General features: G+C 33.3%; 22 protein-coding genes and 1 pseudogene. 5 read left to right on the top strand and 18 right to left on the bottom strand.

Features of this window, described 5'->3' with window-relative positions; all coding sequences use genetic code 11:
- Nucleotides 1–403 precede the first annotated feature (403 nt).
- Entirely contained in the window at nucleotides 404–5149 is a 4746-nt protein-coding gene (gene dnaE / locus Q385_RS09085; protein WP_037919927.1) for a DNA polymerase III subunit alpha, read from the bottom strand.
- Nucleotides 5150–5297: 148 nt separating this feature from the next.
- Here dnaE and Q385_RS0108580 point away from each other — a divergent pair, with 148 nt between their 5' ends.
- Genes Q385_RS0108580 through Q385_RS0108570 form a run of 3 tightly spaced genes read left to right on the top strand, consistent with a single transcriptional unit; the run spans nucleotide 5298 to nucleotide 7096 of the window.
- On the top strand, nucleotides 5298–5774 hold the full coding sequence (locus tag Q385_RS0108580; RefSeq protein ID WP_028951270.1) for a BCAM0308 family protein: 477 nt from the start codon (nucleotides 5298–5300) through the stop codon (nucleotides 5772–5774).
- A gap of 9 nt (nucleotides 5775–5783) precedes the next feature.
- A complete protein-coding gene (radC, locus tag Q385_RS0108575) occupies nucleotides 5784–6473 on the top strand; it encodes a RadC family protein (protein WP_051524446.1) in 690 nt (229 codons plus the stop codon).
- A complete protein-coding gene (locus Q385_RS0108570) occupies nucleotides 6473–7096 on the top strand; it encodes a hypothetical protein (protein ID WP_028951268.1) in 624 nt (207 codons plus the stop codon). The genes radC and Q385_RS0108570 overlap by 1 nt, the downstream gene beginning before the upstream one ends.
- Here the strand turns inward: Q385_RS0108570 and Q385_RS0108565 are convergent.
- From Q385_RS0108565 to fabG, 14 genes are all read right to left on the bottom strand, one after another.
- Nucleotides 7086–7943, bottom strand: coding sequence for an ABC transporter ATP-binding protein (locus tag Q385_RS0108565; RefSeq protein ID WP_028951267.1), 858 nt, complete (start codon nucleotides 7941–7943; stop codon nucleotides 7086–7088). The two genes, Q385_RS0108570 and Q385_RS0108565, sit on opposite strands and share 11 nt — an antisense overlap.
- Nucleotides 7943–8629, bottom strand: coding sequence for a molybdate ABC transporter permease subunit (modB, locus tag Q385_RS0108560; protein ID WP_028951266.1), 687 nt, complete (start codon nucleotides 8627–8629; stop codon nucleotides 7943–7945). The genes Q385_RS0108565 and modB overlap by 1 nt, the downstream gene beginning before the upstream one ends.
- A gap of 1 nt (nucleotide 8630) precedes the next feature.
- Nucleotides 8631–9014, bottom strand: coding sequence for a hypothetical protein (locus Q385_RS0108555; RefSeq protein ID WP_028951265.1), 384 nt, complete (start codon nucleotides 9012–9014; stop codon nucleotides 8631–8633).
- 87 nt (nucleotides 9015–9101) lie between these two features.
- Complete coding sequence (locus tag Q385_RS0108545) at nucleotides 9102–9896, bottom strand: sulfite exporter TauE/SafE family protein (protein ID WP_028951264.1); 795 nt, start codon at nucleotides 9894–9896, stop codon at nucleotides 9102–9104.
- Complete coding sequence (locus Q385_RS0108540; protein WP_028951263.1) at nucleotides 9893–10537, bottom strand: beta/alpha barrel domain-containing protein; 645 nt, start codon at nucleotides 10535–10537, stop codon at nucleotides 9893–9895. Before Q385_RS0108540 ends, Q385_RS0108545 begins: the two co-directional genes overlap by 4 nt.
- Nucleotides 10537–11310, bottom strand: coding sequence for a molybdate ABC transporter substrate-binding protein (modA, locus tag Q385_RS0108535; protein WP_028951262.1), 774 nt, complete (start codon nucleotides 11308–11310; stop codon nucleotides 10537–10539). The genes Q385_RS0108540 and modA overlap by 1 nt, the downstream gene beginning before the upstream one ends.
- Before the next feature lie 52 nt (nucleotides 11311–11362).
- Nucleotides 11363–12148, bottom strand: a complete 786-nt coding sequence (locus Q385_RS0108530) for a TOBE domain-containing protein (protein WP_037919923.1) — start codon at nucleotides 12146–12148, stop codon at nucleotides 11363–11365.
- 3 nt (nucleotides 12149–12151) lie between these two features.
- Nucleotides 12152–13540: an OprD family outer membrane porin gene (locus Q385_RS0108525; RefSeq protein WP_028951260.1), complete on the bottom strand. Its 1389-nt coding sequence runs from the start codon at nucleotides 13538–13540 to the stop codon at nucleotides 12152–12154.
- Between the two features lie 99 nt (nucleotides 13541–13639).
- Nucleotides 13640–15454 (bottom strand): glutamine--fructose-6-phosphate transaminase (isomerizing), encoded by a 1815-nt coding sequence (glmS, locus tag Q385_RS0108520; protein ID WP_028951259.1) that lies wholly within the window; start codon nucleotides 15452–15454, stop codon nucleotides 13640–13642.
- Nucleotides 15455–15457: 3 nt separating this feature from the next.
- Entirely contained in the window at nucleotides 15458–16192 is a 735-nt protein-coding gene (locus Q385_RS0108515) for a pyridoxine 5'-phosphate synthase (RefSeq protein WP_028951258.1), read from the bottom strand.
- A 2-nt stretch (nucleotides 16193–16194) separates the two neighbouring features.
- Nucleotides 16195–16911, bottom strand: a complete 717-nt coding sequence (gene rnc / locus Q385_RS0108510) for a ribonuclease III (protein WP_051524445.1) — start codon at nucleotides 16909–16911, stop codon at nucleotides 16195–16197.
- Nucleotides 16901–18145, bottom strand: a complete 1245-nt coding sequence (fabF, locus tag Q385_RS0108505) for a beta-ketoacyl-ACP synthase II (protein WP_028951256.1) — start codon at nucleotides 18143–18145, stop codon at nucleotides 16901–16903. Before fabF ends, rnc begins: the two co-directional genes overlap by 11 nt.
- A gap of 5 nt (nucleotides 18146–18150) precedes the next feature.
- Complete coding sequence (gene acpP / locus Q385_RS0108500) at nucleotides 18151–18384, bottom strand: acyl carrier protein (RefSeq protein WP_012674704.1); 234 nt, start codon at nucleotides 18382–18384, stop codon at nucleotides 18151–18153.
- A 25-nt stretch (nucleotides 18385–18409) separates the two neighbouring features.
- Nucleotides 18410–19150, bottom strand: coding sequence for a 3-oxoacyl-[acyl-carrier-protein] reductase (gene fabG, locus Q385_RS0108495; RefSeq protein WP_028951255.1), 741 nt, complete (start codon nucleotides 19148–19150; stop codon nucleotides 18410–18412).
- Nucleotides 19151–19232: 82 nt separating this feature from the next.
- Between fabG and Q385_RS0108490 the strand changes: the two genes are divergently transcribed.
- Entirely contained in the window at nucleotides 19233–21359 is a 2127-nt protein-coding gene (locus tag Q385_RS0108490; RefSeq protein ID WP_028951254.1) for a heavy metal translocating P-type ATPase, read from the top strand.
- Here Q385_RS0108490 and Q385_RS0108485 read toward each other — a convergent pair.
- Nucleotides 21356–21973, bottom strand: a complete 618-nt coding sequence (locus Q385_RS0108485) for a pentapeptide repeat-containing protein (RefSeq protein WP_037919920.1) — start codon at nucleotides 21971–21973, stop codon at nucleotides 21356–21358. The genes Q385_RS0108490 and Q385_RS0108485 overlap by 4 nt on opposite strands.
- Before the next feature lie 56 nt (nucleotides 21974–22029).
- Here Q385_RS0108485 and ispD point away from each other — a divergent pair, with 56 nt between their 5' ends.
- Nucleotides 22030–22680: a 2-C-methyl-D-erythritol 4-phosphate cytidylyltransferase gene (ispD, locus tag Q385_RS0108480; protein ID WP_028951252.1), complete on the top strand. Its 651-nt coding sequence runs from the start codon at nucleotides 22030–22032 to the stop codon at nucleotides 22678–22680.
- Nucleotides 22681–22704: 24 nt separating this feature from the next.
- On the opposite strand, the gene ccsB is transcribed toward ispD, so the two are convergent.
- Nucleotides 22705–23823, bottom strand: coding sequence for a c-type cytochrome biogenesis protein CcsB (ccsB, locus tag Q385_RS0108475; protein WP_028951251.1), 1119 nt, complete (start codon nucleotides 23821–23823; stop codon nucleotides 22705–22707).
- 19 nt (nucleotides 23824–23842) lie between these two features.
- Nucleotides 23843–24094, bottom strand: a pseudogene (locus Q385_RS09425) (RpnC/YadD family protein); the annotation flags it as partial.

The raw sequence follows: 24094 nt of genomic DNA, 5'->3' as shown, positions 1-24094 counted from the left end.
CTTTATATCCCACATAGTTCAGACAAAACCCGTTAATTTTTAAAAATAAAAAAAATTAAATAATCAAGCAATGATGCTGGTTTGCGGGCAGTTTTTATTTTCGTTAACCATTCGCAAATTGAGGTTAATTGCATCAAACCTCACATAATGCAAATATATTTTCTATTATATTTCCACTTTCACCCTTATCACTACTTGATTATTACAATAATATATTTTCTGTTATCACGATGCAAAACTTAATGATAATTAATATCAATAAGCTAATTTTAATCAATTTTCAAAAACTTAAGCTGGATTTAAACCTATTCTGTTGTCAAGGTGCTTAAATCATACTTGCCTTAAATTTTCTATATCATATTATAAAATTTTTTGTTTTTATTTGCAAGAGTTTTTTCAAATGCTAAAAATACATTACATCTTTTTCTGCTACATGCTGCAGTAGTTTGTGTTTAAACTCATCTTCTAAACTTACACAAAAATCTGAGTGGAGCTGTATCTCACACTCAAAGTTTTTGCCGTAGAGGTGGATTATAACGTCTTTGTCTCCTCTATGTTCTTTAAAAAGTTGTTGAAGTTTAGGAAGTAAGCCGTTCATAGCTTTTTCTTTTGGCATTCTTATTTTTATACCTTTTATATCTTTTAAATACTCATCTATTGGCTCTACGTTTATTACATTCATTGATATCTTCTCCTGTTCTTCATCTATTTCTATAAAACCTTCTAATACAACTATGTTGTCATCTTGTAAAAGGTCTTTGTTTTCAAGTTTTTCTGGAAAAGCTCTACAGTCTATCTGTCCTGTTTCATCAGAAAAGTTAAATATCATCATCGTGTTTCCAGACTTTGTCTTTTTAAGCTTAATTTCATCTACAACGCCAGCAAACTTTACTTTTATGTCTCCTTCTGGTCTTTTACCGCTAAATACAAGGTCGTATATTTCTCCTACTTTTGATACTTTTCCTTTTAGCTCTTTTTTGTAAGCATTTATCGGATGTCCAGAAAGGTAGAATCCTAAAACTTCTTTTTCATACTTTAGTTTTTCTCTCTCTGTAAGTTTTTTGATTCCTGTATCGTCGTAAATGTGTTTTACGTTTACAACAGGGGTTGTTGTTAAAGCAAAAAGGGAGCTCTGTCCTGCTATTTTACTTTCTCTTGCTTTCTGTCCTGAAGATATTGCTTTATCTACGTTGTTAAGTAAAATAGCTCTATCTATCTTTTCAAAATCAAAAGCTCCTGCTTTTATAAGACTTTCTAATACTCTCTTGTTTGCTGTTTTTGTGTCAAGTCTTTCACAAAAATCAAAGATGTCAACAAACGATCCATTTTTTTCTCTCTCTTTAACTATCTCTTTTGCAGAAGACTCTCCTACGTTCTTTATCCTTGCAAGTCCAAATCTTATGTTTTTAGGAGATTCTATGTAAAACTCTGCCATACTTTTGTTAACGTCTGGTGGTAGTAGTTTTATGTTAAAGTTTTCCATATCTACAAGAAGATTTAAAAATTTGCTATCATTTGCTTCCGTAGATAGTTTTACTGCAAAAAATTCATCCGTGTAGTAAGTTTTAACCCAAGCAGTCCAGTAGGTTAGGTATGCGTATGCTGTGGAGTGGGATTTGTTGAAAGAGTATGAAGCAAACTTTTCTATATCGTCCCATAGCTTTTCTACTTTCTCTCTGTCAAAACCTCTCTCTACAGCTCCCTCGATAAATCTTCCTTTCATTTTTGCCATAGTCTCAGGATTTTTCTTTCCTATTGCTTTTCTTAACGTGTCAGCTTCTGCCATTGAAAATCCTGAGAGTATGTTAGACATAAACATTATCTGCTCTTGGTAAATACAGTTGTGAGAAATAATGTCGTTAGCTATGAAATTATGAGTATTTTCAACTTCTATGTCATAAACATGTTCTTTTCCAACATACTCAATATTTTTAACAGGAACAAATCCAATATCTCCATCTAAAAGTTTAAAAATATCTTCATCTTCAATAACTGGAGCTAATTTTTCTAAAGTTTTAGTTGATACAAAAATATTATCTCTGTTAAAAAGATTGTTCCTCTGTAAACCTGTTAGTTCGGAAAATTTTCTCTGAGAAAGATTAAACTCTTTACAATATTTTTTAACCTTTTGAAGCACCATTTCCTTCGGATAATAAGTATTTCCATTAGTGTTTTGCATTTTTCTTTCTTTTTTATTGGAAGACATATAAGGAAAAATTTCTTTATTGAATTTTTCTAAATCGTAAACTGTAATTTGGTAAGCAGTTTTATTGTTGTAATAAGATTTATAAATGTGAGCTTTTATTCCAATTCTCAATAGTAATGAATAAATTCCGTATGCTACCTTTTTAGAGACGGTTTTTATATGACATAATTTTTTTCCTACATAACCATCACAATCCCAGTAATAAGCTAAAAATTTTGCAATACTTTCTTTGTTTAAAGAAAATACAAATTCTGGAATAAATTTTTCATTACTTCTTTTATTAAAAAGACCCAATTCTTTAAACCAGTTTATTAATGGATTAGAGTTATAAGAATTTCTTTTATTAGAGGTTACATATATGTTCCATACATTTCTTTTTCTTTTATACTCTAAAAACTTTACGTTAGAAAATGCAGATAATACAGATTGTTTAAATGTTTCTATTAAATTTACATCTTTATTAACAAAACATATTCCACTTTTACTTAAATATCCATCGGCTAATAAATAAGCTAATATTCTAAGTTTATTTTCATCATATTCTTTACCATTTATCTCTATTTTTATTGGAATAGCTAATAAATCTTTTTCAATACATAAATCTTTTACTTTTTTCCAGCCAAATGGCGTCAAAAATTTGTGGTCAGCAGTTGCTTTTATCTCTAAACCGTTAGAGAGGGTAATTTTGTAAACATCTTTTATTCCATTATCAAAACAGTGGGTTATTTTACTTTTTGTTATTTTATTACTTTTTATATTTACAGTTAGAACTTCAGTTCCAGTCAGGTTTTTATCTACTATTTCCTTTATAGGAATTCTTGAACCGTCAGACAAAGTTATTAATGTATCTCCCGTTAAGCAAAGACCATAGGTTTCTTTTAAAATGTCTTTTACTTCGTTAAATGGGTACTCTATAGGTTTTCTTCCATGTTTTCTTTCTATGTACTCATCTACCATTCCGCTCATTAAAGGTCCAGGTCTAAACAGTGCAAGGATAGCTATTATCTCATCAAAGACGGTTGGTTTTAGTCTTACTAACAGGTCTTGCATTCCTTTACTTTCAAGCTGGAATACGCCAGTTGTTTTTCCTGATTGAAGTAGTTTGTAAACGTTTTCATCGTCAAGGGGCAGGTCTTGGTAGTTTATCTCTATACCGTGTCTTTGTTTTATAAGTTTTTTCATTAGGTCTAATTCTGTAAGGGTTTTTAGACCTAAAAAATCCATTTTTACTAAACCAAGCTGTTCTAAGGTTTTCATCTCAAACTGAGTTGCTTTGTTTCCGTCTTTATCTCTGTAGACTGGAACGTACTCATCTAAAGGACCTGGTGCTATAACTATTCCAGCTGCGTGGATACCTGTGTGTCTTGCAGAACCTTCTAACTTCCTTGCAAGGTCTAAAAGCTGTCTTACTTTAGGGTCAGTTTCGTATAGTTTTTTAAAATCAGGGTTTGCTTCAAGGTTTTCATCTATTGTTAAGGTACTACCTTGAATTGGACCAGGAAGAATCATTTTTGCTATTCTATCAGCTTCTTGGTAAGGAAAACCTAAAACTCTTGCAACGTCTCTGATAACCATCTTAGACTTCATAAAGTTAAACGTTATTATCTGAGCAACGCTATCTTCTCCATACTTATTTTTAACGTATTCAATAACTTTTTCTCTATTATCCATACAAAAGTCAACGTCTATATCAGGCATTGATATTCTTTCAGGATTTAAAAATCTTTCAAAGATAAGACCGTGCTTCAACGGGTCAATCTCTGTTATACCAAGACAGTAAGCTACTAAAGAACCTCCAGCAGAACCTCTTCCAGGACCAACAGGAATACCGTTATTTTTTGCGTAGTTTATAAAGTCTTGAACTATAAGGAAGTATTCTGCAAATCCCATCTTGTTTATAACATCTATTTCGTACTGAAGTCTTTCCTTGTACTCTTGTAGTTTTTTTTTAGATATATTTTTTTCTCTTTCAAGTCTTTTTTCTAATCCTTCTTTTGCTAACTTTTTAAAGTATGCCTTTATATCCTCTTGGGTTGGATTTTCTATACCAGGAATTTGATACGTAGGGAAGAGATAACCCCTTGTTTCTACCGTATCTATTTCCACATCACACTTTTCTGCTATCTCCATCGTGTTTTTAAGATACTCTTCATAACCTTTAAACTTTTCATACATCTCCTCTGGAGATGTAAAGTGAAGACCTTTTACTTTAAACGCTTTTCCCTTTTCTTGAAGGCTTTGTAGTGTTTCTTTCATTTGTAGAGCTTTTATAACGTCGTGAGCTGGCTGGTCTTCAGGGTTTAAGTAGTGAGAATCATTTGTCCCTACAACCTTTACACCTAACTCTTTTGCAAGTTTTATGATACCTTTGTTAGCCTCTTCTTGCTCTTCTAAACCGTTTACCTGTATCTCAAAATAAAGGTCTTCTCCAAATATATCCTTTAATCTTTTTGCGTACTTTTTTGCTTCTTCGTACTGTCCCTTTGAAAGAAGGTTTGGGATAAAACCTTTTAAACAAGCTGTTTGACATATAAGTCCTTCGTGGTACTTTTCCAGTAGCTCCCAGTCTATTCTTGGTTTGTAGTAAAACCCTTCTGTGTATGCCAAAGAAGACAGCTTCATAAGATTTTTAAATCCTGTTTTATCCTTTGCAAACAGTATAAGATGATAATTTTTATCTGTAAGTATGTCGTCAGACCCTTCACCTTTCCTTTCAAATCTATTGTTTGTAAAGTAGCTTTCCATACCGATGATAGGTTTTATACCTACACTTTTCATCTCTTGGTAAAACTCTACAGCTCCGAATATGTTTCCGTGGTCTGTTAGACCTACAGCTTTGTATCCATACTCAACAGCTTTCTTTGCCAAATCTTTTATCTTAATAGCACCATCTAAAAGAGAGTAGTGAGTATGAAGATGAAGATGTACAAAATCCTTTCCCATCTTTATCCTCTGTTTGTAAATTTTCTATTAATTTATATTAAAATCTATTATTTTCAAAATATCAGTTTTTTGATAAATTTTAGTTGTTGTGGTAAAATTGGAATGATATTATAGTTTCTAAAAACTATATAAACAAAGGAGAGATGCGATGAAGAGAATGGACAGACTTATTCAAGAGTACATCCATGACCCTTACTTTACAAAAGAGAAGTATCATGACCCATCTGTGTGTGAAAGATGTGGAGTTGTTTTCCATGATGGAATATTTGAATGGATGAAAGAAGTTCCCACAAATGCTGAAAAATTTGTATGTCCTGCTTGTAGAAGAATAGAAGATAACTACGAAGGCGGAATAGTTTATTTAGAAGGAGAGTTTCTACAAAAACACAAAGATGAGATTTTAAGCCTTATTAAAAATGTTGAAGAAGAAGAGATGGAGTACAGACCTTTAGAAAGAATTATAGATATAAAAGAAGAAGACGGAAAATTAGTTATAAGAACCACATACGAACACCTTGCAAGAAGAATAGGTGAAGCAGTACATAAAGCATATAAAGGAGACTTAAAACTTAACTATCCTGAAGGTAAAAAGTACGTAAGAGTTTACTGGTATAGAGAACAATAAATTAAAATCATGAAACAAAATAGGGTAATCTATAAAAAACCTATTAAAGATTTACCAAAAGATTTATTACCAAGGGAGAAGGCTCTTAAATATGGGCTTTCTTCCTTATCTGATGAAGAACTTTTAGCTATATCTTTAGGCTCTGGAACAAAAGGGATAAACGTAATAGGATTATCTCAAAAGATACTAAACGGTAAATCATTTAAAGATTTAAAAAACTTATCTTTAGAAGAACTGCAAAAAATAAAAGGAATTGGTACAACAAAAGCTCTTCAAATCTTATCTATTATAGAGATTGCCAAAAGGATGGAAAATGATGAAGAAAAAATAAAAATAACCTCTGTATCAGATGTCTACAACTTTTTAAAGTACCTGTCTAAAGAGTCTCAAGAACATATGGTTGGAATCTATCTAAACAGCTCTAACGAGCTTATAGCAAAAGAAGTTATAGCCAAAGGGTCTTTAAATGTTGTAAGGGTTCTTCCAAGGGATATTCTTTACTATGCGTTAAAGTATAACTGTAATGGAATAATAATAGCACACAACCACCCAAACGGCTCAAGCAGACCTTCCGAAGAGGACATAAACTTTACTAAAAAGCTTTCTCAACTTGCACTTGAGATGGGTTTTGAAATTTTAGACCACATAATTGTTGGAAAAAACGATTACTTTAGTTTTGCTGAAAAAGGATTACTTTAATGGAAGTTTTTATCCCTCTTACGATTTTTACTTTAATATTACTCTCTCAGGTAAACTCACAGGAAGAAGTTTATAGGACAGACCCACTTTATATAATAGATTATGAAAACAATCAAACAGATAAATCAGACCAGCTTAAAAACTACACTGTGTATAGGGTTTACGTCCTTGGTTTAGCAGTAGGAGATATGTATATTACAAAAAAAGACAATAAAATTGAGGCAAAAGGTCAAACTTATAAATCTTTGAGATTTTTATACAATTATGACTTTCTTTATATTGAAGAAGGAGACTACAAGGCACTTTACGAAAAAGAGAAGGATAAAGAGAGAATATACGAAAACCAAGAGATATACGAAAAAAAACCTTGGCTTCCTATAATAACAAAATTTTTTAAAGGCAATGTTAACCCTCAGGAGATTTTATCAATGAAAATACAGATAAACAATGCCCCAGTTTTAATATCAAAACAAGAAAACCAAGATGAAGTTGTATACACATTTACACCTCAAAATAGTAAAACAAAAAAGATAGTGGTATACATGAAAAAAAATCAAAGTATTCCCTACAAAATAGACATAGAGGCTAAAGTAAATATATCTTTAGAGCTTGTTAAACCTTAATCACTACAGGATTAAAAGCTTTAGTTCCTACTAAAACTTCGTCTCCTACATTAAACTCTTGAGCAGTTGCTATTTCAACTAAATTACCGTTTATATCTACTGTTATCACGTAGATTAAGTCTGACTTTCTTACGTCTAAAACAGTTCCGTAAAAAGAAAACTTTCCAGATATGTTTTTTTCTATAAAAACTTCTCTTGGAGTACCTACTTTTTTTATTTTTCCCTCTTCAAGATAGATAACTTTATCTGATAACTTAAAAACTTCAGGTTTATCGTGGGATACCAATATGGTAGTAAGATTAAAGATTTTATGGATTTTTTTTAGTTCATCTTGAAGTTTTGACCTTATAGAGTAGTCAAGAGCTGAGAGAGGTTCATCTAAAAGAAGTATGTCTGGGTTTTTGACTATTGCCCTTGCTAAGGCTACTCTCTGCTGTTGACCTCCAGACAAAGAAGGTGGATATCGGTCTTTTAAAGAATAAAGTTCTACAGTTTTTAAAACCTCATCTACCTTATGTAGCTGTTTTTTATCAACTCCGAAGGCAACGTTTTCATAAACTGTCATGTTAGGAAAAAGTGCGTAATTTTGAAATACAAAACCTACATTTCTCTTTTGTGGTGGAAGGTTTATCTTTTTAGATGAGTCAAAGTAGACTTTTCCGTCAAACTCTATGTATCCTTCGTCTGGCTTTTCAAGTCCTGCTATCATTCTTAAAATAGTTGTTTTTCCACTTCCCGATTTTCCAAATATCGTTAAAAACTCTCCTTTTTCAACTTTAAAGTCAGCTTCTAATGTAAACCTTCCTTGATAACCTATAAGCTGTTTTTTAACCCTAACTGTTATCATTACTGACCTACTTCAAATTTTTTGTTTAACATGTATAAAACTAAAAGGACAAAAAATGAAATTCCAAAGAGTATTCCAGCGTAAACGTGTGCTGTTGTGTAGTCAAGCTTTTCTACAGCATCGTAGATGGCTATGGATACTACTTTTGTCTCTCCTTCTATACTTCCTCCAACCATTAGGACAACGCCAAACTCTCCTACAGTATGGGCAAAAGATAGAGTTATCCCTGTCATTATAGCAGGTTTCATATTTGGCAGGATAACCCTAAAAAGCGTCTGTATTTTAGATTTACCAAGAGTGTAAGATGCTTCTATCAAAGTCTTGTTTACAGACTTAAATCCTGATAAAAGTGGATGAATCATAAAAGGAAAACTAAATATAACAGATGCTAAAACTATACCTTCGAAATGAAAGGCAAGCTGATGTCCAAATAACTCTTCCCAAAATTTTCCTAAAAATCCGTTTTTAGACAAGATTAAAAGAAGATAAAAACCAAGGACGGAAGGTGGTAAAACTAAAGGAAGTGCAACTACAGCTTCTATAGCTGACTTAAACTTAAATTTAGAGTAAGCTAAAAAATAAGCCAAAGGTAATCCTACAAAAAACAGTATAACGGTAGTTGTGAAAGCAAGTTTTAACGTAATGTAAAAAGGCGTAAAGTCTATCTGTTTTAAAACTTCTAACATCTTAAACCTCTAATATAATACTTGTAGGTTTTATGTAGGCATATATTTTATCGCTTACTTTAAAGTCCTGTGCTTCGTATTTTGATAAAATAGTTGAAAATTGATAGTTTTTTGCTTGAAAATTGATAGCTGAAAATATCTCTCCAAAAGTTATAGATTTAATCTCACCTTCAAAACTGTTTATTTTAAAAATTCTTTCTTTTGTCAGTATTAAATCTGCATCTTTGAAGATAAGTTTTAAAGACTTTCCTCCTGTTAAATAATCTACCGTCTTAGGATTTTCAAGTATGACACAGTAAAAATCTCCAAGCTCTGTGCTTAACTTTATTTGTGAGATTGTATCTGTAAACTCAACGCTAAGCACATAACCACTAATCGTATTCATTACTTATCCTCTGGTAATATGAAATCATATTTTTTAAAAATAGATTTTGCTTCTGGAGTTTTTATAAAGTTAAAAATATTTCTCATTTTAAAGCCCCTTTTTATTCATATAAAGCATTTTAAAAGAAGATATTAAAAGTATAACTCCCAGCATTATCCTAAGCCCGTGGCTTGAAAACTGCTTTAAAAACATACTTCCTACCAAAGACCCTATTACAGAGCTTATAACCATAAAAAATACAAAGACTTTTTCATCTAAAACTACTCGAAGATGCCCTTTTTTACTGTACTTATACAAACCTATGGCAATTGTAGGAAGGCTTATAAGAAGACTTAAACTTCCTGCGACTTTTATGTCTAAGTTATATACAAACAGTAAGGTTGGTATTATTAACTCTCCCCCTGCCACCCCCAACATACTACTAAACACTCCTATAAAAAAACCTAAAAATAAACCTGTTGGAATCTTTAGAAAATCGGGAAGGTTTAAAATAAAACCACTTTCGTAAATGTAATCGTGGAAAAACAGTAAAAAAGCCACAAATATTAAGAAAATAGCTACAACCTTTTTAAGTAAATCCTGATTTATAGATGTGGCAAAGTGAACTCCAGTGTAAGACCCTAAAAGAGACCCAATGAGTATATTTAAGGCTATGAAAAAGTATGAAAAAACCAAGTCGTAAGAAATTGTAAAACCTCTGAATATAAAAGAAAACAAAACAGTAAAGAAGCTTACCGTTAGATTAATAACTATACCAGTTAGTATTGCAAATCTAAAAACGTAAATCAATACTGGAATTCTAAACTCAGCTCCCCCTAAACCAAGTAAACCTCCTAAATTACCAACTAAAAATCCTGTTAAAAAGCTTAAAAAGTTTCTCAATTTTGAACCCTCTCTATCTTGGCTTTTATGTCTAATGGTTTTGACCAGTAAAGAGATGTTGTGACTATTATGTCAACGCCAGTTTTGGCAAAGTCTTGAACGTTTTCTATGTTTATTCCTCCTGCAGCTGCGATTAAAGTTTTAGAACCAATACTGTTCCTAAAGTTAACTATTTCTTTAACGTCGTCAGGATGCCATTTGTCTAACTGAACAAAGTCAAAGCCTTTTTCTATGCAAATGTAAGCTTCTTCTTTGGTCTCTACCTCTATACCCACACTTTTACCGCCAGACTTTTTCTTTATGTTTTCAACGTTGTTTACAATCTCTTTAAAATCTGTAAAAATAACGTGCTCTTTAAAAATTAAGATTGTGTCTGAAAGAGACATTCTGTGGGGAACAGCTCCTCCAGATAATATCGCTTTCATTACTAATTTCTTGGTAAAAGGCATAAACTTACGGGTAGTTGATATAGTAATGTTAGGATTAACTTCCCTTACTTTTTTAACAAATTCGTAAGTTTTTGTGGCTATGAAGGAGATGTTTCCATCTCCTTTTAACGATAAGACTACGGAGGTTAGGTCTATCAAAGGAATGTCTTCGTTTAATATGTAATCTAACTCAAAACTGTTTAACTCTACCATTACTCTTCGCCCGGTAGGACAAATCCGTACTTGATAAATATCTTTCTTGCCTCTGGAGTGGCTATGAAGTCGTAAAATCTTTTAGCTGTCTCAAATGTTTCTTTGTCTGTGTTCGCGTGTTTTAAGATTGCATAACCTTGCTTTATCTGGCTGTGGCAGTTTGCAGGTAAAAGGTAGTATGTACCTACTTTTTGAAGTTTTTCACTTTTTGCAATTGAAAGGGCTATAAATCCAACATCTGCAGCTCCTGTTTCAATATATTGAGCTGTTTGGTTTATATTTTCACCTAATACTAACCTGCTCTTTACTTTGTCAAATAGTTTGTAATATTCAAGACACTCTTTTGCTGCAACACCGTAAGGCGCGTGTTCCCAGTTTGCTATAGCTATCTTTTTCACTTTTGGGTCTAACACTACGTTAATCCCTTTTGATACGTCTATTCCACTATCTTTTCTTGTCCAAAGGACTATTCTACCTATGGCATAAAGTTTTACGTCAGATAGAGTTAGTCCTTGCTGTTTTAACTTTTCAACGTATCCCATATCTGCGGAGAAAAACACGTCGTAAGGAGCTCCATTTACAACTTGACTAAAACCTTTTCCAGAAGAACCAAAAATAGCCTTAACTTTGTCTTGTGGATACTTCTGTTTGTATACTTTTAAAAGCTCATCAAAAGCGTAGGTAAGGTCTGCAGCTGCGTAAACAGTTATCTCTCCTGCATAAACCTTAAGTGCAAACAGTAAAGCCAAAACGATACCTAAAAGCTTTTTCATTGTAAGCCTCCTATATAAAATTTTATATAACCAAAATCAGCAAAAAAATTTTTTAAAACTTAGCTACTATAACGTCTGAAGCTTTGATTATAGCTAAAACTTCTACTCCTTCTTTTAGCTGCAGCTCTTCTACTGCTTCGTTTGTGATAGTTGCGGTTATTACAGCTGTATTTATGTCTACTTTTACTTCGCTGTTTACAGCTCCTTTTATTATTTCTTTTACTTTTCCTTTAAGCTGGTTTCTTGCTGATAGCTTTAGGCCGTCAGGAGTAGCAATTATAACGTTTGTTGCTTTGAATATAAAGTAAACTTCATCACCAGCTTTAATATCCAGCTCCTGTGCTGCATCGTTTGTAATAATAGCAGTCATACTTTGACCAAAAAACTCTCCAATTACCTCAGTGTTTACAGCTCCTTTCCTTACTTCCTTTACTTTAACTAAAATCTTGTTTCTTGCTGATACTTTCATATTCATCTTCCTGTATAGATTTAACAGTTCTTCTGCGTTTTCTATATTTTGAGTTATTTCGTTTGCTATCTTATTTAAGATACTTTCTATTGTTTTATAACTTTCTAACAACTTTTTACCGTATTGTGTGAGGACTGTCTTTCCTCCCCCTTTTCCCCCAGATTTACTCTCTACAGCTGGATAAGGAGATAGGTTGTTTATAGAGTCAATCATATCCCAAGCAGCCTTATAGCTCATTCCAAGCTCTTTTGCAGCCTTTGATATAGACCCATACTTATCAATAAGCTCAAGTAGAATAACTCTACCTTTTCCAAGATAACCTTTTTCGTCAACATTTAAGTAAACTTCTGTTATGACTTTCTTGGCCATAGTTTAAAAATTATACACCATTTCAAGTCTCATCTCTTTGTTGTTTGTATTCTTATTACATCTTGTTCTGTAATCTGAAGGAGCTGATAAACAAGCTGTTGTTTTATCGTTGTCTTGAATCATAAATCTTCCTCTGAGCATTAAACCTTTTAACTTTCCTTCAAATCTTTCTGTGATGTCAAGGTTCCACTGTTTTGTATCACCATTGTTAAATCCTCTGTTTGTCATACTTTGGTATGGAACTTTACTTTCATCTCTGTTGTAATAAGAATAACTAAGTTGTAAAAGTAATCCTTTTAGTTGTGGGACGTTGTAATCTACACCTATTTTGTAGGCTTTTGTTCCAGCGTTCCAGTCTGTTTGGGTCATAGATCTTGTATAACCGTCAGTAGGAAATCCTCTAAAAGGTGCTATTATGTCTCCTTTGGTAGAGGTTTGGGAGTATGCAAGTAGTAACTTTACATTTTTGTAGTCGAGTATATACCTTACTGCGTAAAGCCAAGAGTCTACACTGTTATCGTTATCTCCAAGTTTGTTGTCTTTTGGTTTTATTATTTTTCCAGCTCCATCGTCATACTGAAAGTACCCTCTTACTCCGAAAGTGTGTTTAAAATCTCCTGTTTTGAGTGTGTAATTTCCTTCAAGTCTTAACTGGTCTACAATGTTCCACCAGTGTGCGTAGTGAGCTTCTAATGTTAGATTTTTAATTGGTTGGCTTTTTATTCCAAAAACCATAAAGTCTGGTGGATTGTTAGAGTTGGCGTAATGCTTTTTTATAGCAACTGGAGTATCTATCGTGTCAGTTAACTTTCCAAACTCTGTATCTCTTCTTTGTTTCATTTTTGTTAGATAATCAAATTCTACAACAGTGTTTGGGATAATTTTGCTGGTAATAAAAGCTCCTTCAAAAGTAGCTGGAATCATTTTTGTATCGTTTGAGTCAAAAAATGGATTTTTATACTCTGTCCTTCCTACTCTTACCATGTTTGTTTTGTCGTTATACTCTACATAGCTTTCTGCTAAAACAGAGTATCCTTGACCGTATGCATTATTTTTAAATAAGTCTAAGGAAGCTGTGGCGGTATAACCATCTGATTTTTTAGTCCAACCAAAACCTGTAACAGTCCAGAAAGAGACTTTTGCAGTAAAGTTATACAAAGGAGCTGTTTGCATAGAAAGTCCACCACCAACAGAGAATCCCTTTGCGTCTTTACAGGTAGGAGCTGTAGCTGGACAGACTCCAGTTGTTTTGCTTTCATCTTCCCAATCTGTTAAAAAGTACTTAGCCCTAATTGAACCAGAGAACTTAGATTCCTTTATGGCAGAGAATATGTCATCAGCTGCCATAACACTGGTTGACAAAAGTAAAGAAGTCAAAAGAACCTTCCTCATATCTTAACCTCCATCGTTATGTATAAAAATATATAACCATATAAAAACGTAAAAAATCATGATAAATATCATAAATATCGACCCACTCTTGGCTACTTTCTACTCTACCGTAACAGTTTTGGCAAGGTTTCTTGGTTGGTCTACGTCCTTACCTAAAATAGTTGCTATGTGGTAAGCCAGTAGCTGTAAAGGAACTACTGATATTATAGGATACAGATTTTCATTTTCTACAGAAGGTATTTTTATAATGCTGTCTGATGGTGATAGTAGATGGCTATCTTGACTGTCGCTAATGGATATTACAATCCCTTTTCTTGCTTTTACTTCTTGAATGTTTGATATCATTTTTTCGTACAATGAGTCTTTTGGAACCATACAAACTACTGGAAGATTCTCATCTATAAGGGCTATAGGTCCGTGTTTCATCTCACCTGCTGGGTAGCCTTCTGCGTGTATGTAAGATATTTCTTTTAGCTTTAAAGCTCCTTCAAGAGCTATAGGATAGTTTAGTCCCCTTCCTAAAAATAAAAAGTCTTTTACGTTGTGATATTTGTAAGATATCTCTTCAATAACTTTGTCCTGCTTTAGAACCTCGTTAATTAAATGTGGAAGATGGATTACATCGTTATGATACTTTTCAAACTCTTCCTGGGTTAAATTCCCTCTTTCTAATCCTGCTTTTAGTGAAAAAAGTAGTAAAGTTATAAGTTGAGCTGTAAAGGTTTTAGTAGCTGCAACGCCTATCTCTGGACCACAGTATGTATAGATAACAAAATCACTCTCCCTTGATAGGGAGCTTCCTACAACGTTTACGATAGATAAGACTTTTGCCCCTTTCTTTCTGGCATCGATGGCAGAAAATCTTGTATCAGCTGTTTCTCCAGACTGGCTTATGGCTATTATTAAAGTTTTTTCATTTATTGGAAAATCTCTGTATCTAAACTCTGAAGCATAGTCAACTATTGTCGGTACTTTTACAAACTTCTCAATCCAGAACTTTCCTACAAGTCCTGCGTGGTAAGAAGTTCCGCAAGCAATAATAACAATGTTTTCTATATTTTTTATTTCCTTATATACAGGATTATCTAAGTCGGAGAAAAATCCAGATATTGTATCTGTTATGGTTTTAGGTTGCTCGTAAATCTCTTTTAACATAAAGTGTTTAAATCCACCTTTCTCAGCAGATGCTAAATCCCAGTTTACAGTAAAAGGCTTTTTTTCTATTTTATTTCCATTTATATCGTAAACCTCTACCTTATCTTTTGTTATAACAGCTATCTCTTCATCGTCAAGAGTTATAAAGGTTTTGGTATACTCTAAAATAGCTGGAATGTCTGAAGCTATAAAGTTTTCTCCTTTTCCTATACCAATTATTAAAGGACTTCCTTTTCTTAAGGCAACTATTTTATCTGGTTCTAATGTTGAGATTACACCTATGGCGTAGGCACCTTCTATCATCTTTGCAACTTTCAAAACTGTTGTTAAAAGGTCTTTTTCGTAGTATTCCTCTAACAGATGTGCTATTACTTCTGTGTCTGTTTGAGATTTGAAATGGTATCCTTTTTTTATAAGCTCTTCTTTTAACTTAGCATAGTTTTCTATAATACCGTTGTGAACTACTGCAAAAGTTTCACTTTTACTTGTGTGTGGGTGTGCGTTTTCTATGGAAGGTGGTCCGTGGGTAGCCCATCTTGTGTGAGCTATTCCTATATTTCCGTTTATCTCTTTTCCCCAGATGTGCTCTTGAAGGTCTTTTATTTTTCCTACTTGTTTTTCAACTATTATTTTTTTTGCTTTTTCATCTAAAACAGCTATTCCTGCTGAGTCGTATCCTCTATACTCTAATCTTTGAAGTCCGTGAAGTAAAACAGGAACAGCTTTTCTGTATCCAACATAACCTACTATTCCACACATTTTTTAAGATTCCTCTCTTGCCTTTTTTATTATTTCCTTCATTTTTCTAACAGCTTCATACAGTCCTAAAAATATTGCATTGGCTATTATTGAGTGTCCTATGTTTAACTCTTCTATTTCTTTTATTTTTGCGATTTCTTTTACATTATCGTAGTTAAGTCCGTGTCCTGCGTAAACTTTAAGACCTTTTTCTTTTGCATACTTTGCTGCTTTTTTAATTCTTTCCAACTCTTTTTCTACAGACTTTCCAACGGCGTTTGCGTACTCTCCTGTGTGTATCTCTATGGCATCACAACCTACTTCTAAAGATGCGTCAATTTGGTCTAAATCTGGGTCTATAAAAAGGCTAACTTTTATACCCGCTTGTTTCAACTCTTTTATGTAATCTTTAAGGTAATCCTTTAAAGATACAACGTCTAATCCACCTTCTGTGGTTATTTCTTGTCTTTTTTCAGGAACCAGTGTACAGGTGTTAGGTAGAGTTTCTAAAACTATCTGTTTCATCTCTTGGGTAGGTGCCATTTCAAGATTTATAGGTGTGTTTGTATCTTTTAATTCACATTTTAGTCTTAAAAGGTCTTCGTCTTGTATGTGTCTTCTGTCTTCTCTTAAATGTAAAGTTATCTGGTCTGCTCCAGCTTGGATAGCTATTAGAGCTCCTTTTACAGGGTCTGGTTCTACTGTCTTTCTTGCCTCTCTTAACGTTGCTATGTGGTCTATGTTTACTCCAAGTCTCATATTTATTCCTTTATTTTTTTAAATGCTTCTTTTGCTGCCTGCGTCTCAGCTTCCTTCTTAGACCTACCTTTTCCTGTAGTTTTTATCTTTTCTATTTCACATTCTACTACAAAAATTTTATCATGTTCTGGACCTTCTGAGTGAATAAGTCTATATTTAGGTATTTTACCGTAAAGTTTTTGAGTTTCTATTTGAAGTAAAGATTTGTAATCCCTTGGTATATTTTCTGTCTTTATATCCTGTAAAAGTTTTTCTTTAAAAAGTCTGTTAAATACATCTCTGGGAGTGTTTATCTGATAGTCTGAATCTACGTAAATAGCTCCAAATACAGCTTCAAAAACATCACAAAGTAAAGACTCTCTTTCACTACCTTTTTGAGATTTTTCTCCTTTGCTAATTAGTACAAATTGACCTAAATTAAGTAACTTTGCAAGTTTTGAAAGGTATGCCTCACTTACAATTGCAGACCTGAGTTGAGAGAGGTCTCCTTCTCTTGCCTCTGGAAACTGCTTTATTAAAATCTCACTCACAATCAAAGATAAAACCGAATCCCCTAAAAATTCCAAAACTTCATAGTCTTTGATTTTTGTAGGATACTCAGCAACAAAAGACCTATGGGTTATAGCAGCTAAAAGTAAAGATTTATCTTTAAAATTGTAATCTAAAAGTTTTTCTAACGCTTCTACCCTACGTAAAAATTCTGGATTTTCAATCTTCATAAGCCTTAAATACTAAGCAACCGTTAGTTCCACCAAAACCAAAGGAGTTAGATATTGCTACTTTAACAGGGTACTGGATAGCTTTGTTAGGAACATAGTCTAAATCACAGTCAGGGTCAGGATGTTCGTAATTTATTGTAGGTGGTATTATTCCTTCTTTGATGGTTAGTGCTGTTGCTACTGCTTCTACTGCACCTGCAGCTCCTAACAGGTGTCCTATCATAGATTTATTAGAGCTTATTTTTAGCTTGTATGCATGGTCTTTAAATACTTTCTTTATAGCTAATGTTTCTATTTTATCGTTTAAAGGTGTTGAGGTTCCGTGGGCGTTAACGTAATCTACTTCATCTGGGTTAACTTTTGCATCGTTTAAAGCCATCTGTATTACTCTTACAGCACCATCTGCATCAGAACAAGGAGCTGTAATGTGATAAGCATCTCCTGTTAAACCGTATCCTACTACTTCTGCGTATATCCTTGCTCCTCTTTTCTTTGCGTGTTCTAACTCTTCAAGGATAACTATACCAGCACCTTCTCCCATTACAAAACCATCTCTTTCTGCGTCAAAAGGTCTTGAAGCTTTTTGAGGTTCGTTGTTCCTTGTAGATAGAGCCTTCATGTTAGCAAATCCTGCAACACCTAAAGGTGTGATAGCAGACTCTGTTCCTCCTGCTATCATAATGTCTGCATCGCCTCTTTGAATTATCTTAAAAGCATCTCCTATAGAGTGGGTTCCTGTTGCGCAAGCAGTAACAACACATGAGTTTGGTCCTTTAAAACCAAACTGTATAGATATATATCCAGCTGCCATATTTGATATACCAGATGGTATGAAGAAAGGAGAGACCCTCTTTACTCCTTTCTCCATAACAACCTTTTGCTGTTCTTCAATGTCCCGAAGGCCGCCAATACCGGTCCCAACTATAACACCCGCCCTTGTTAAATCTATCTTATCTAAATCTAATCCTGAATCCTCTATTGCCTCTTTTGCTGCAATAACAGCAAATTTTACAAAATCACTCATTCTTTTTAACTCTTTAGAGTCTAAAAATTGCTCAGGATTTAGATTCTTTACTTCTCCTGCAATTATTACAGGTAAGCCTATCTCAACTGGGTCAAATCTTTTAATAACGTCTATTCCACTGATACCATTAACAAGATTTGCCCAGAAGTCTTTTACATTATTACCTATAGGTGTTACAGCTCCAAGACCGGTTATGACGACTCTTCTCATTTTTATTACCCTTGTTTTGATTTAATGTATTCTAATACATCTCCAACAGTTGCTATCTTTTCCGCATCTTCATCTGGAATCTCTACTCCAAACTCCTCTTCAAAGGCCATGATAAGCTCAACAACGTCTAATGAATCAGCTCCAAGGTCATCAACAAATTTAGCATCTGGAGTTATCTTCTCCATTTCTACTCCGAGCTGGTCTGCTATAATTTCCTTTACTCTTTGCTCGATTGACATCGTCTAAACCTCCTATATAAAATTTTTAAAACATTCCACCATTTACGTGTATAGTTTCACCTGTTATATAACTTGCCATATCAGATGCTAAAAATAAAACCACGTTTGCAACATCTTCTGGTTTTCCAAACCTTCCAAGTGGTATTTGGTTTAGATAGTTTTCCACAATATCAGCAGGTAGGTTAGCTGTCATATCAGTTTCTATAAAACCAGGTGCAACGGCGTTTACAGTTATATTTCTTGAAGCAAGCTCTTTTGCCAAAGATTTTGTAAAACCTATTAACCCTGCCTTTGTTGTAGCATAATTAACTTGACCTATGTTTCCAATAAAACCTATTATGGAGCTTATGTTTATAATTCTACCGTATCTTTGTTTTATCATAAGTTTGGCTACAGCTTGAGTTATTTTGAATGTTCCAGTTATGTTGGTATTGATAACTGAATCCCAGTCTTCCTGTTTCATTCTTATAAAAAGAGTGTCTTTTGTTATACCTGCGTTGTTTACGAGGATGTCTATCTTACCACCAGACCAGTCAACAATTTCCTTAAAAGAGTTTTCAATATCCCCTGAAAGGTCTAAGTTTATACCAAAGGCCTTAACGCCAAACTCATTTTCTATATTTTTAGCTAAAATCTCAGCTGTGGACCTCTCTCTACCTGTTATTATGACGTTTGCTCCATATTTAGCAAAGGATAAGGCTATAGCTTTACCTATCCCTCTTGTTGAACCTGTTATTAAAACATTTTTATCTTTAAAGTTTAACATCAATACCTCTTTACAAAACAGCAAAAATTACTTAATATTTTAACACATTTTATAAAAATTTTTAAAAAGAGGTGCCTATAAGTTGGAAAATATAGAGATAAAGCCTTCTATCTCCTGTTCATGTGGACCTTTGTCTTTGTCTGAGGAAAAAAACGCAGAGTGTTATCAATGTGGTATTCCTATAACTGGTAAACCTCTAAAGTTTGAAGTAGATGGGAAAGTGGAAGATTTTTGCTGTTTTGGATGCTATCTTATCAACAGGACAACAGGTTTAAGAGGGGAAGAAGGAACAGCTTTAGCATTTTTAGGAAAGTTTGGTTTTGGGTACTTTTTAGCAATGCTTGTTATGATGCTGAGTATGTACATATACGGTTCTCATTTTACTGATCCAAACGATAGAGAGATGCTTCTTTTTACAGGGTTTATAAAATGGGTTATTTTAGTTTTATCTACACCTGTGATGATTTTACTTGGTATTCCTATACTTAAAAACTCTTTTTCTAAAGAAAACTTACTTAACTTTAACACAGACACCCTTATAGCTATTGGTTCTTTTTCCGCTTACTTTTTGTCCGTTTACTCTGTTTTAACTGGTAAAAATGCCATATACTTTGAAACTGCAACGATGATTCTTGTTTTAGTTACTTTTGGAAGGTATTTAGAAACATCTTCAAGAGTTAAAGCATCTAACTTTATGAAACAGCTTATGGATTTATCTGCAAAAAAAGCAACTGTTATAAGAGATGGAAAAGAAGTAGAAATTCCCGTAGAAGATGTGCAAGTAGATGATATTGTAAAAATAAGACCAGGGGAGAAGGTCTCAGCTGACGGAGTAATAATAGAAGGTACAGGACACGTAGATGAGTCTATACTTACAGGCGAAATAAAACCTATTTTAAAAAAAGCAGGAGACTATCTTTACACTGGAACAACAGTTTTAGACGGTAGCTTCTTAATAAAAGTAGATAAACCTCAGTCTCAATGGACTTTAAATAGATTTATAGAAATAATGAAACAGATAAGAAATACAAAAGCTCCCATAAACCGTATTACAGATAGAATAGCTTTCTACTTTTTGCCAATAGTGTTTTTTCTTGCTATTTCATCTTTTATATACTGGTTTATTCAAGTAGGATTTGAAAAGGCTTTAATAGTGTCTTTATCTGTTTTACTTATATCTTGTCCCTGTGCATTTAGTATAGGAGCTCCCCTTGCCTTATGGCTTGGGCTTGGACAGGCTATGAAAGACGGCGTTATTATAAAAAGTGCTGAAGTATTAGAAAAACTGTCAACAGTTAAAAAAGTGTTCTTTGACAAAACTGGAACTATAACAGAAAGGACAATGGAAGTATCACAGGTCTGGTTTAAAGATGATTCTTCAAAAGATATCTTTTACTCTCTGGAAAAAAACTCAGAACATCCACTCGCAAAAAGCTTTATAAATTGGTGTAAAGAGTGTAAAGAATTAAAAGTAGAAGACTTTAAAATTATTTTTGGTTTTGGTATAAAAGGCAAAGTTCAAGGTAAAGAGTATGTACTTGGTAGTGAAGAGTTTTTAAAACAGTATGGTGTGGTGTTAGATGAGAATCTAAAACAGCTTAAGGAAAATGCAGTAAAAAACGGAGAAGTGATAACATTTTTATCAGATAAACAGGAAATTTTAGGATTTGTATCTTTTACTCAAAAAATAAGACCAGAGGCTAAAGTTGCCATTGATGCACTTGAAAGTTTAAAAGTTGAGGTAGGTATTCTTACAGGAGATTCTGATTACTTTGCAAAAGTATTAAAACGAGAGCTTGGCGTAGAAGATGTTAGAGCTAACTTACTTCCAGATGATAAGTTAAAAGCAATTAGAGAAGAAAAATCAAAAGGAAAAGTAGTTGCAATGGTAGGAGATGGTATAAATGATGCTCCGGCTTTAGCAGAGGCGGATATAGGTATTGCCATGGCTTGTGGAACAGATTTAACAAGGGAATCAGCTTCTATCAGCTTAATAGGAGATGACTTAAGAAAGATACCTCTTATAATAATACTGTCAAGAAAGGTAAAAAGAGTAATATACACAAACATATTCTGGGCATTTATATACAACATAATAGGTATGGGGTTAGCAATAACAGGGCATTTAAACCCTGTGTTTGCAGCTCTTGCAATGGTTTTAAGCAGTGTATTTGTTATAGGAAACTCTATAAGAGTTAAAACATATTAATCATCATAGTTGCTTGGCATTATTTTTGAGTAATTAACTTCTGCCTTGGATCCTTCTATCCAAGGTTTTCTGCCGTATATTAAAACTTCTTCAGCTTCTACATTTTCAAACCAAACGTTAGAGAGTTTTGCCTTTCTCATATCACTATAACTAAACTTTGTTCTTATAAATGAAGATTTTTGAAAATCAGCTCCTCTTAGATTTGAGTAAGTCATATCTGCATAATCAAATATACATTCTGTCAATTTTGAGTCCTCTAATCTTACTCTTACCATATAGGCGTTTTTAAAGTTGCTTTTTGAAACATCTGAAACAAGTATGGCTGTTCTAAAAAGATTTGCATTTTCAAAGTCGCTGTTTCTTAAGTTTACTCTTTGTAAAACTGTCTTTTGAAGATTTGCATTTTTAAAATTGGCACCTTCTAAATTAGCATCAGCAATAAAACTTCCTTCTAACTTCGCACCTTCAAAATTGGCATTTTTTAAGTTTGATCCAGTAAAAGTAATATTAGATAAGTCTAAGTATGATAAATCTATACCTTCCAAATCTTCAAAACTAAGGTCAATATCCTTACCTTCTTTTAACATTCTTTCAATTTCTTCTCTTGTTATCATATTTATACCTCACTTTTGTTTTTTATAATTATAGTTTAGGCCAAGGAGAATTCAATATGATAGGATGCATACTTTTAGCAGCTGGAAAAGGAAGTAGATTTGGAGATAAAAAACAGTTTTTAGAATTTGGCGGTAAAAGGATTTTAGATTATTCTATCCAGACAGTTGAAAGCCTACCTCAGATAGATAAAGTTATTATTGTATTACCAGAAGATAACATTGATGTAGAAATAAAAATGAATAAAGATTTTGAAAAAGTATTAGGTGGTAGTGAGAGACAATACTCTGTTTATAATGGTCTTTTACATCTAAATAGTTGTGATATAGTCGTTATTCACGATACTGCAAGACCGTTTGCCAATCCTAAAATGTTTACAGATGGTATTCAAAACGTCAAATTAGGATGGGACGGTTCAATTACTGCCTATAAATCAAGGGATACAGTAAAGGAAGTTTTAAATAATAAAGTTATTAAAACGTTAGACAGGGAGAGTATTTATATAGTCCAAACGCCCCAAACTTTTGATTATCAAAAACTACTTTATGCGCACAAAAAAGCGTTAGCAGAAAACTTTATAGCTACGGATGATTCTGCTTTGATGGAACGAGAAGGATTTAAGATAACGGTAAACGAAGGAAGTTTTTTAAACTTTAAGATAACATATCCTGAAGATTTAGAATTAGCCAATGCTATTTTAAAAAAGTGAGGCAAAATGCCCCACTATTTGTATTTACTCTGTTGCGTAGCTATGAAGTCCTGGGAAGTAAAGATTTACTCCAAAATAGCATATTAAAAGCATTATAAATCCAGCTACAACTATCCACGCAGAAGTAGTTCCTTTCCACTTTCCTATAGTTCTACCGTGAATGTATGCAGCAAAGAAAAGCCATACGATTAAAGCCCAAGTTTCTTTTGGGTCCCAGCTCCAGTAGCTTCCCCAAGCCTCGTTAGCCCAAGCACCACCAAGCATTATAGAAGCAGTCCAAATAGGGAAAGATATAGCAACAGCTTTAAAGGCTATTTCAGAAAGCAAGTTCTCAGAAGGTAAAGCCTTTCCAATAGGTTTTAATACGTATATACCAAAGTAAATAAGAGATAAAAGAGCCAAGATAAATAAAATACCAAAAAACATTGTTTTAATATCTTTTGCACCAGTTAAAGTTAGATAACCAAAGATAGAAGTTAAAATAAGACTTATAGCAAAACCACCGTAATGAATTGGTTTAACTTCTATGTTTTTATCAAAGCTTTGCTTTATCAAGTATGCAAAAGATGCACCAAAAGCAACTGTAAATCCAGCATAACCTACAAAAGATGCTAAAACGTGTAAGTATAACCAGTAGCTTCTTAAAGCAGGAACAAGAGGATTTATATCTGTATTAAATTTGTGTCCCCATATTACTAAAAATGCAACTATAGGCATAAAGAAAGTTCCGATAACTCTTGTTTTATACTCCTTTTCAATGTATAGATAAAGTCCTACTGCAAGCCAAGGGAAAAACATCAAAGATTCATAAAGGTTTGTCCATGGCGGATGGAATATACCCATCTGATATGACTCAATTCCTCTTACAAACAATCCAACAGTTTGGGTAAGCCAACCTAAAAATGCAAGTAAAGTACCAATCTTCCCTATGTTTGCATTTTTAAAGAAAAACTGAAATATGTACATCAATGCAGAAAGCCCGTATATAAATCCAGATATCTGGAATATAAGAACGTTGCTAACCTTTCCACTTAAAATAGAAAAAGCAACTGCTCCACCTACAACAGCTAAGATTAAAACTGAGAATATTATTGACTCTGCGTAATTTGGTCTGTCCCTATTTTCAAAAACTATACTTTCCATAACTAAATCCTCCTTTAAGTTAAAGTTCAAGTTCTTCAATAGAGTTTACTATAGCTGCCTTTTTATGTAAACTTTTTAAGGTCTCTATATTATCAATAGACTTTATCTTGTCCTTTATATCTTCCCCTATGTTTCCGAATCTTAACTCTAGTAGCTCTATAACAGCCTCTTGCAATCCTTGTTGTAGTCCTTGCTGTAATCCCTCTTTTATAAACTTTTCTTTCCCTGTCTTTAAAGCTTTTCCTATTCCTGGATAACTCTCTAACTCTTC

It is taken from the genome of Sulfurihydrogenibium subterraneum DSM 15120, assembly GCF_000619805.1.
GTDB lineage: Bacteria > Aquificota > Aquificia > Aquificales > Hydrogenothermaceae > Sulfurihydrogenibium > Sulfurihydrogenibium subterraneum.
Note: the sequence above shows the minus strand (reverse complement) of the source record. Positions and strands in the feature narration are given on the sequence as shown.

Excerpts from the sequence above, each read along its gene's own strand:
- dnaE (WP_037919927.1), bottom strand. The coding sequence starts at position 5,149 with ATGGGAAAGGATTTTGTACATCTTCATCTTCATACTCACTACTCTCTT.
- Q385_RS0108580 (WP_028951270.1), top strand. The coding sequence starts at position 5,298 with ATGAAGAGAATGGACAGACTTATTCAAGAGTACATCCATGACCCTTAC.
- radC (WP_051524446.1), top strand. The coding sequence starts at position 5,784 with ATGAAACAAAATAGGGTAATCTATAAAAAACCTATTAAAGATTTACCA.
- Q385_RS0108570 (WP_028951268.1), top strand. The coding sequence starts at position 6,473 with ATGGAAGTTTTTATCCCTCTTACGATTTTTACTTTAATATTACTCTCT.
- Q385_RS0108565 (WP_028951267.1), bottom strand. The coding sequence starts at position 7,943 with ATGATAACAGTTAGGGTTAAAAAACAGCTTATAGGTTATCAAGGAAGG.
- modB (WP_028951266.1), bottom strand. The coding sequence starts at position 8,629 with ATGTTAGAAGTTTTAAAACAGATAGACTTTACGCCTTTTTACATTACG.
- Q385_RS0108555 (WP_028951265.1), bottom strand. The coding sequence starts at position 9,014 with ATGAATACGATTAGTGGTTATGTGCTTAGCGTTGAGTTTACAGATACA.
- Q385_RS0108540 (WP_028951263.1), bottom strand. The coding sequence starts at position 10,537 with ATGGTAGAGTTAAACAGTTTTGAGTTAGATTACATATTAAACGAAGAC.
- modA (WP_028951262.1), bottom strand. The coding sequence starts at position 11,310 with ATGAAAAAGCTTTTAGGTATCGTTTTGGCTTTACTGTTTGCACTTAAG.
- Q385_RS0108530 (WP_037919923.1), bottom strand. The coding sequence starts at position 12,148 with ATGGCCAAGAAAGTCATAACAGAAGTTTACTTAAATGTTGACGAAAAA.
- Q385_RS0108525 (WP_028951260.1), bottom strand. The coding sequence starts at position 13,540 with ATGAGGAAGGTTCTTTTGACTTCTTTACTTTTGTCAACCAGTGTTATG.
- glmS (WP_028951259.1), bottom strand. The coding sequence starts at position 15,454 with ATGTGTGGAATAGTAGGTTATGTTGGATACAGAAAAGCTGTTCCTGTT.
- Q385_RS0108515 (WP_028951258.1), bottom strand. The coding sequence starts at position 16,192 with ATGAGACTTGGAGTAAACATAGACCACATAGCAACGTTAAGAGAGGCA.
- rnc (WP_051524445.1), bottom strand. The coding sequence starts at position 16,911 with ATGAAGATTGAAAATCCAGAATTTTTACGTAGGGTAGAAGCGTTAGAA.
- fabF (WP_028951256.1), bottom strand. The coding sequence starts at position 18,145 with ATGAGAAGAGTCGTCATAACCGGTCTTGGAGCTGTAACACCTATAGGT.
- acpP (WP_012674704.1), bottom strand. The coding sequence starts at position 18,384 with ATGTCAATCGAGCAAAGAGTAAAGGAAATTATAGCAGACCAGCTCGGA.
- fabG (WP_028951255.1), bottom strand. The coding sequence starts at position 19,150 with ATGTTAAACTTTAAAGATAAAAATGTTTTAATAACAGGTTCAACAAGA.
- Q385_RS0108485 (WP_037919920.1), bottom strand. The coding sequence starts at position 21,973 with ATGATAACAAGAGAAGAAATTGAAAGAATGTTAAAAGAAGGTAAGGAT.
- ispD (WP_028951252.1), top strand. The coding sequence starts at position 22,030 with ATGATAGGATGCATACTTTTAGCAGCTGGAAAAGGAAGTAGATTTGGA.
- ccsB (WP_028951251.1), bottom strand. The coding sequence starts at position 23,823 with ATGGAAAGTATAGTTTTTGAAAATAGGGACAGACCAAATTACGCAGAG.